The organism is Pseudoalteromonas atlantica (assembly GCA_007988745.1).
Lineage (GTDB): Bacteria > Pseudomonadota > Gammaproteobacteria > Enterobacterales > Alteromonadaceae > Pseudoalteromonas > Pseudoalteromonas atlantica.
Genome location: BJUT01000090.1, coordinates 1 through 7489, shown reverse-complemented (window position 1 = coordinate 7489; position 7489 = coordinate 1). Strand labels below are relative to the sequence as shown.

Genomic DNA, 7489 nt, shown 5'->3' with positions numbered 1-7489 from the left:
AATTTTTTGCCTAGCTATCAACACGTTTTTCCAGCCTCAAAATAGATCACTTAATTAAGCTAATTGGTATTAAATGAAACTGAGTAAGCGTTTAAACGCAATTAATGCGTTAATTACTAACCCCGCTGATGTTATTTGGGATTGCTGCTGCGATCATGGTTACTTAGGCATTGCACTATTAAAGCGCCGCGCTGCAAAACAGGTTAATTTTGTCGATGTGGTAGATAAAATAATGGCCGAGCTGAGCGAGCATCTTACAAATATTAGCCAAACACTGCCAAGTGATGCGCAATATAAAGTACATTGCCAAGATGTAAGAGAAATAAAGCTCGTTCCAAATGCGTTAAATACTGTAGTTATTGCAGGTGTTGGCGGCGAGCTGTTACTAAAACTTGTTACTGGCATTATTAAAAACAATTGCGCTGCATCTGTAGCAAGCACCCGCTTTATAGTTTGCCCTATACACCATACTTATCATTTGCGCAGTGGTTTAGCCAAATTAGGCTTAGGCCTTGAGAGCGAGCAATTAATCACTGAAAACAACCGCTATTATGAGCTTATAGAGGTAAGTCAACGTAGCACAGCGTTGCTCACATCTACCGGTAACAGCATGTGGGATTTAAATAATGCATCGCACAGGCAATACTTTAAACAATTACTCACTCATTATAATAAAATGCTTAATAAAGATGAGCTTTATTATCAAAAAGTTATAACAGATTATAAAAAACTCAGCGACGCTTAAAAATGGCTTATTTAGCGCTAATAGTGTGATCTAATGCAAGGCGCAAAAACGTAACATCAACATAGATTATATCGCCTTGCGCGAGTTTATTTGGTTTATGTATGTCAGATAAAAAAAGTCGCATTGAGCCGCTGCTCAGTGCAGAGCAAAAATGGCAAAACAGTTACGAGCAGCCAATTTCGTATGCTCCATTAGTGCAACTTGCTAATAACAGCTGGATAGTTCCACAGCACTTTTTACGCTATAAACACACCTTACAAAGCGTCAATCAAGTACTAGAAAATATTAATTTTTCAGCGCACTTTAGAGTGCTTGCTGCACAAAAAGATCAGCAACTTTATTTACAAGTTGCCGTACTCAGCCCCGATAATTACAAAACCAGTAGTTACGCGGGTGAGGGCACAGCAAAAAAATTACTGTTTGGCAGACGCTGGATAGTAGAGGAAAACTTACCAACCTCCGAGCTTATTCAAACAGCGTTTTTAGCGCTTAAAATAGCGCGAGAGCACGAGGTAAGAGAGCTGTTTCAATTTACTCACAGCAATAATACCACCAGCACGCCATTTAATAATCATCATGATTTACCGGTTATGGCACAAAATGCAGAGCTTGTTATTGCACACGCGCCGCAGGGCAATGAGGAGCGTCATACTATTGAGCAGTTATTAAAACGGGTAGTATTTGCAGGTGATAAGATATCGCTAAGTGCTATGCAGCAAATAAGCTCGCAGCAGTGGTTATACACCTTAAAATTACACTGCAATACTTGCCAGCTTACTGAATTTAATAATAAAACCTTTGCATTTTTAACCAGTAATAGCAGCGCAAATAGCTTTTTACATGGCTTTATTAATGCCCTGGTTGATATTAGTAATGAGTATGTGGGTGAGCAATTTAAATACCAAGGATTTGCCCGATTTAGTAAACACAATTGCGTAGAAAAAATAGGTGCGCTAAGTGTGGCAATGCGCTCGCCAAAAGTATTGGGGCTGTGCTCGCTTGGCAAGCAACATGCAAATAAGCTTAATTTTGAAATTGATAGTTCGCGTGCGCCACAAGGTTGCGGCCAAGCTATAGATGGGTTTTTAGCTGCCCACGGTATAGAGCAGCCAGAAAATGCACATTTATATCGTTTTTAAAGGCGGTTAATTTCTTCTTTTGTGGTGTAGCTTGAGTCTGTCACTATGGCCTCAAGCGTTTGCACGCGCTCTTTTAAAGCAACCACTTGCGCACTTACCTCGGCCAGTTGTTTATTTGCATCTTGGTTGCTATCTTGCATTTTGTGTTTAAATTCAAGGTGCTTTTTGTACATATCGTAAATAACCCCAGAGCCAACCGATATAAGCACAATAAGTACTATCATTGTAGTGCCTGACATAACCACTTCCTTTTTATAGTTTTAACTGTTGCATAAAGTATAACCATATTTAGCAGCGGTTAAACCTGACAATTGTAACTTTATTTGTCGATTGCAGCGTGGAGTTGTGTTCATCATTGATACACCTGCGTTATTGTTTAATAACTAATGGCGTAATTAATAAGTCTATTTGAGATTAAACCGTGTGACTTTAAAGCCAACATTTTTATTGTGTTGCTTTAATCTGCAGTTTTAACGCGCTCTATGCCAGCGTTAACCTTGTATTTAATTGTGTATTAATGCAAACGGGTATAGTGTTTACAGACTTATAGAACTTTATTTTATAATCAATACAGTGAGTTGCTATGTTAAATAATAAAATACCTCCGGTTATTGTCGTGCTCGTTTTTGCAGGCATTATGGCGTTAATAGCGCATTACAGTGTGATTGATTTTACAGCGTTTATTGCCTACTTAGCAGCAAGCTTAGTCATTATGGGGTGCGCATTTTGTATAGCCGCAGTGGTAAGCTTTAAACTTGCACGTACCACAGTTAATCCAAATAAGCCTGAGCAAGCATCAAAGTTGGTAACCAGTGGCGTATATAAAATTTCACGTAACCCTATGTATGTAGGCTTTGCGTTTATTTTAGCTGGCTGGGGTATTTGGCTTAGTTCGCTGTGGGCACTTTTATGTGTTGCTGGGTTTATTGCTTATTTAACGTTTTTTCAAATAATTCCTGAGGAGCGGGCGCTTAGCAAATTATTTGGCCAAGAATTCACAGAGTATAAAAACAAAGTAAAACGCTGGTTGTAATTTACAAGCAAATACAAAAAAGGCTATCGAGATGATAGCCTTTTTGCGTTCAGCGCTAATAAATTAACCGTGTTTTCACTGAAAACCCCGTAACTAGCGGTTATTCGTATTCGATTGGATCAGTGACGTTATTAAGCGAAAATGCCTCTAAACGTTCTTGGCAGGCGCCACATTTACCACAGGCTTTTTCGCGTCCGTTATAACAAGTCCATGTTTGGCTGTAGTCTAAGCCCATTTTTATGCCATCGGTTAAAATATCAATTTTGGTGTTATTTAAGTACGGGCTAAAAATTTCTACAGCGTCGTAGTTAGCAATACGACATACATCATCCATTTTTTGCACAAATTCAGGACGGCAATCAGGGTAAATAGCATGATCCCCCGAATGCGCGCCATAATATACTTTGCTTGCTTTTAAAGACACAGCGTAACCAACCGCCAGTGAAAGCAAAATCATATTACGATTAGGCACTATGGTGCTTTTCATGCTTTCTTCTTCGTAATGACCTTCTGGTACATCAATATCATCAGTCAGTGATGAGCCACCAATAAGCTGGTTAATAGCTGATATATCTACAATTTTATGCGGAACATTTAGCTTTTCACACACATTTGCAGCCACTTCAAGCTCTTTAACATGACGCTGACCATAGTCAAATGAAAGGGCATAAACATCATGGCCTTGTTGTAAGGCTTTATTTAATACGGTAAACGAATCCATACCGCCGGAATAAATAACAACTACTTTTTGCGTCATATCTGGATTGCTCTTTAGTTTTAATAGAGGTTTATATCAGGGCGCGATATACTACACGGCCGCAGCTTAAATAACAATTTTTGGGCAGCGCTTTTTCGTCTTTTATAGTAGCAATTTTGCAGCTAGGCAGTAAGTGAGATCTCTTTTGTACAAAATTAATGAAGTGTTTGAAACCATCCAAGGTGAAGCAAGTTTTACCGGCACACCCTCAATATTTTTGCGTTTGCAAGGCTGCCCAGTGGGCTGCGCATGGTGTGATACTAAACAAACTTGGGAAGTCGATAACGTGTACAAAGTATCGCTTGATGAAACGGTAGAAAAAAAAGCCGATTCAGATCATTGGGCCGATGCCAGCGCCGAGCAAGTACTTGAGCTGTTTAAATCGCGTGGCTATACAGCCAAGCATGTTGTAATTACCGGCGGTGAGCCGTGTATGTACGATTTAAACCCAGTGTGTAAGCTATTGCACGATAACGGCTTTACAACACAAATAGAAACCAGCGGCACCTTTGAAATACTTGCCCCTGAGCAAACCTGGGTTACCGTATCGCCTAAAATTAACATGCGTGGCGGCTACGAAGTACTTACCAGCGCCATGAAGCGCGCCAACGAGATAAAGCACCCAGTAGCGATGCAAAAGCACGTAGATGAGCTTGAAGCGCTATTTGCCAAAACAGGTGTTAACCCGAAGCTTGTATACTTACAGCCAATCAGCCAAAAAGTGTCAGCCACCAAATTAGCCATCGACACTTGTATTGCCAAAAACTGGCGCTTATCGGTGCAAGTACATAAGTATTTAGGGATTAGCTAAAGCGAAAGGGCAGCTGTAAGTGCTTAGCTGTAAGCGATAAGCTGCTCGGCGTTAAGTTATATTCCGTAGATACAAGGTTGGGTTTGGTGAAACGAAACCCAACACCATAACCCCATTACTCACTCTTTATATAAACCACCACACCAGCGTATTTAAACACGTAGGTCGGATAAGCGAAGCGCCATCCGACACAAAAAATTGAATACCGTAAAAATAAATTGGTTTCTGCTAAAAGCTCAGCAAGGGTAGCAACGCTTTTAATTTAATCTTTCTTTAGATATTCAGCTACCTCAAGCACTTGCTCATGAGTGCCTGTAGGTAAAAGTTTGTCTACATTGTAGTCGTAGCATAAATACTCTTCTTTACTCCAAACTGAAGACGTTTTGCTTCCAACTAAAAGCTTACTACCACTCGCGCATTGGGTATAACCATTAGCGCGAGCTGCAATTTGCCAAGTTACATAATTCGCAACAAGCGTTACTATTGAAACCACTAGCATTACACCAACAGCTTGTCCCAATTTCATTTTTACTTTTTCATAAATAGGCTTTTTAAATAACTTCGATAAAATATCAAAAACACCGACAAATGACCCCAGCCATAAAACTATACTGCCTGGAATCATTAAAATATCAGCGGTAGACGAAACAATTATTGGATAAATACTATATGGGTATAAAATCCCTTGTATTATTTCGCTAAAAAGATAAGAAATCATTAGCCAAGTAATACCAACACTTAATAGAATTGTAAACACAACAGCAAATATAAAAGTAGGATCTAAACTATTTAATCGTAACTTAAATGAATCTACCATGGGTTAACTAGCTCACTTAAAAAGCTGCTGAGATCTTTTCTTGCTTTGATCTTTATAGATTTCAGGAATGAGTTTACCGTGGCTATATAAACCCTATGAATTTCTTCTCCAGTAGTTTTCATTAACTGTCTTTCTTTATACTCTAGATATTTTATGAATGATTTGGTTATTTTAAGCCTTTCATCAATTGAATTTAGTCCCATACTTACAATAACCCCTATAATAATCCCCGAACCAATAGCTACAACAGCTACTGTTCCACTAGCAAGTGCTATACCTGCCAAAATACCAGCCAGTGCCCCTATAACAGCTTTAACGATATCAGTACTCGTTGTTGCCAACCAGTTTGTCCAACGATAATCCTCTTCAAAAAGCCAATTTATGCTATTCAGAGTCACAGAAAAAAATACTGAAATATAAAAACCGCTTTTAGCTCCTTGTTTCAAAGCCTCTTTACCTACACCAACGTTTACTACTTGTGTATTATTAGCAAGATACCTTGTTCCTCTAAGAATCGTCCTAACTTTGTGATTACCTTTAAAAACGATATATTTCTTTCCATTGCGAGTAATGGGCTCGTATTTACCAAAGATGTTTCCTGAACGCTTAAAGTCGTTATATATAGCTAAAAAAGAAGGTGTGTCTTTTATTGCAGAGCCAAATGTAGCAGCATTTGCTAACGATATTTGAGCAAGAGACAAGCCTGTAACTTCTGAAAGATACTGTTCAATTTCCGCTTGAGATTTTCCACGCGCAGATTGAACTGCCACCCAGAGTTTTAAAAACTCTTCGTGGGTAAGTACAAAAATATCTGTTTGGTATTTATTAAAGTCACTCTCTAGATTCGAACGCAGTTTATCTTTGTTGATACTTGGATGATTGTGAGGTTGATAATTCAGAAATGGACCTGGCATGCATTTTTATCCTTTAAGTAATTAATTTAATCCTTTAATTTAGTACCCATTATAAAAGATGCATTGTCTAAAACAACCCCAATGTATAATAATAGTCAAAATTTACCATCCACTGAAATACAATAGCCACATCAACAATGCTCAATAGATAAGTGTCTGTTTAATAATATATTATTAAACACTAAAGTTGTTCATGTGACCATTTCCAAAAGTTTAGGAACTTAGTTGATAGTTACTAAAATAATTTAAGTGATGAGTAACTCATATGGTACTTTTTAAAGTAAGTAATTTATTTTTTTTGATATAAATATTTTAATCCCTTTTTATATTGCTCTTGAATACCAAGCCTATGATAAGCCGCTCAACTATAGTGGCTAGGCTTATTAAAAACTCATACCACCATCACAAAACGTAATCATTAATATCATATTTGATAATTTTTTGTCCTCACTACAATCATTTATCATGGCTAATTAATTCCTTTAATTACATTTAACGCCTTTGCCGTTAAGGAACATGCCATGAGTAAAAAAGAGCTAAATCGTAGAGACTTTATGAAGTTATCGGCTGCTGGGTTGGGTGCGGCGGCGCTGCCTATGCTGTTTACAAGTTTAAATGCTAATGCCAACCTGCAAGCAGCTGATAAAGGCGAGCAAGCAAATGGCTTAGCTGATTCGCCAATGCCTTATCCGCGCACGTTTTCGCATATTGGTGTGTCAGTGCCAAGCCTAGAAAAAGCGGTTAAGTTTTATACTGAGGTGCTGGGCTGGTATTTAATTATGAAACCCACACAAATAACAGAAGATAAATCACCGATTGGTGAAATGTGTACTGATGTATTTGGTGCTGGGTGGGGCAGTTTTAAAATAGCCCATTTATCAACAGGGGATAGGGTGGGGGTTGAGCTATTTGAATTTAAAAATCAGCAAAACCCAAAAAATAATTTTGAGTATTGGAAAACGGGAATATTTCATTTATGCGTACAAGACCCTGATGTAGAAGGACTCGCTGATAAAATAGTGGCCGCGGGCGGTAATAAGCGTATGAAAGCGCCGCGCTATTATTACCCAGGGGAAAAACCATACCGCATGATTTACATGGAAGATCCGTTTGGCAATATTTTAGAAATTTATAGCCACAGTTACGAGCTTATATATTCAAGTGGCGCTTATGGTTAATTAATTATGTAACGAGTCACTGTACTTTATTCAATAAACGCTAATAAAAAAGCGTTGCCCTAGAGCAACGCTTTTTCTATTTTTGATAGCTGATT

9 protein-coding genes and 1 pseudogene are annotated in these 7489 nt (G+C 38.3%); 6 read left to right on the top strand and 4 right to left on the bottom strand.

Annotated features, from left to right (window positions below; genetic code table 11):
- Positions 1–73: 73 nt before the first annotated feature.
- Both PAT01_RS19570 and PAT01_RS19565 read left to right on the top strand, forming a co-directional pair.
- Positions 74–745, top strand: a complete 672-nt coding sequence (locus tag PAT01_RS19570; protein WP_154946036.1) for a tRNA (adenine(22)-N(1))-methyltransferase — start codon at positions 74–76, stop codon at positions 743–745.
- 101 nt (positions 746–846) lie between these two features.
- On the top strand, positions 847–1884 hold the full coding sequence (locus tag PAT01_RS19565) for a hypothetical protein (protein ID WP_154946035.1): 1038 nt from the start codon (positions 847–849) through the stop codon (positions 1882–1884).
- Here PAT01_RS19565 and PAT01_RS19560 read toward each other — a convergent pair.
- Positions 1881–2123, bottom strand: a complete 243-nt coding sequence (locus tag PAT01_RS19560) for a hypothetical protein (RefSeq protein ID WP_024034198.1) — start codon at positions 2121–2123, stop codon at positions 1881–1883. The genes PAT01_RS19565 and PAT01_RS19560 overlap by 4 nt on opposite strands.
- A gap of 344 nt (positions 2124–2467) precedes the next feature.
- Between PAT01_RS19560 and PAT01_RS19555 the strand changes: the two genes are divergently transcribed.
- Positions 2468–2917, top strand: coding sequence for a methyltransferase family protein (locus PAT01_RS19555; RefSeq protein ID WP_154946034.1), 450 nt, complete (start codon positions 2468–2470; stop codon positions 2915–2917).
- 100 nt (positions 2918–3017) lie between these two features.
- On the opposite strand, the gene queC is transcribed toward PAT01_RS19555, so the two are convergent.
- Positions 3018–3674 carry a 7-cyano-7-deazaguanine synthase QueC gene (gene queC, locus PAT01_RS19550; protein WP_004589469.1) on the bottom strand — a complete coding sequence of 219 codons (657 nt, stop codon included), beginning with the start codon at positions 3672–3674 and terminating at the stop codon, positions 3018–3020.
- Positions 3675–3819: 145 nt separating this feature from the next.
- On the opposite strand from queC, the gene queE reads away from it, so the two are divergent.
- Positions 3820–4485, top strand: a complete 666-nt coding sequence (gene queE, locus PAT01_RS19545; protein WP_055255637.1) for a 7-carboxy-7-deazaguanine synthase QueE — start codon at positions 3820–3822, stop codon at positions 4483–4485.
- A 262-nt stretch (positions 4486–4747) separates the two neighbouring features.
- Here queE and PAT01_RS19540 read toward each other — a convergent pair whose 3' ends face one another.
- Together PAT01_RS19540 and PAT01_RS19535 are read right to left on the bottom strand one after the other, a co-directional pair.
- A complete protein-coding gene (locus PAT01_RS19540) occupies positions 4748–5302 on the bottom strand; it encodes a hypothetical protein (RefSeq protein ID WP_154946033.1) in 555 nt (184 codons plus the stop codon).
- A complete protein-coding gene (locus tag PAT01_RS19535) occupies positions 5296–6216 on the bottom strand; it encodes a hypothetical protein (protein WP_064386661.1) in 921 nt (306 codons plus the stop codon). Before PAT01_RS19535 ends, PAT01_RS19540 begins: the two co-directional genes overlap by 7 nt.
- Positions 6217–6737: 521 nt before the next feature.
- On the opposite strand from PAT01_RS19535, the pseudogene PAT01_RS20310 reads away from it, so the two are divergent.
- A pseudogene (locus PAT01_RS20310) lies at positions 6738–6818 on the top strand (twin-arginine translocation signal domain-containing protein); the annotation flags it as partial.
- Between the two features lie 78 nt (positions 6819–6896).
- On the top strand, positions 6897–7394 hold the full coding sequence (locus tag PAT01_RS19530) for a lactoylglutathione lyase family protein (RefSeq protein ID WP_318299776.1): 498 nt from the start codon (positions 6897–6899) through the stop codon (positions 7392–7394).
- Positions 7395–7489: the final 95 nt, after the last annotated feature.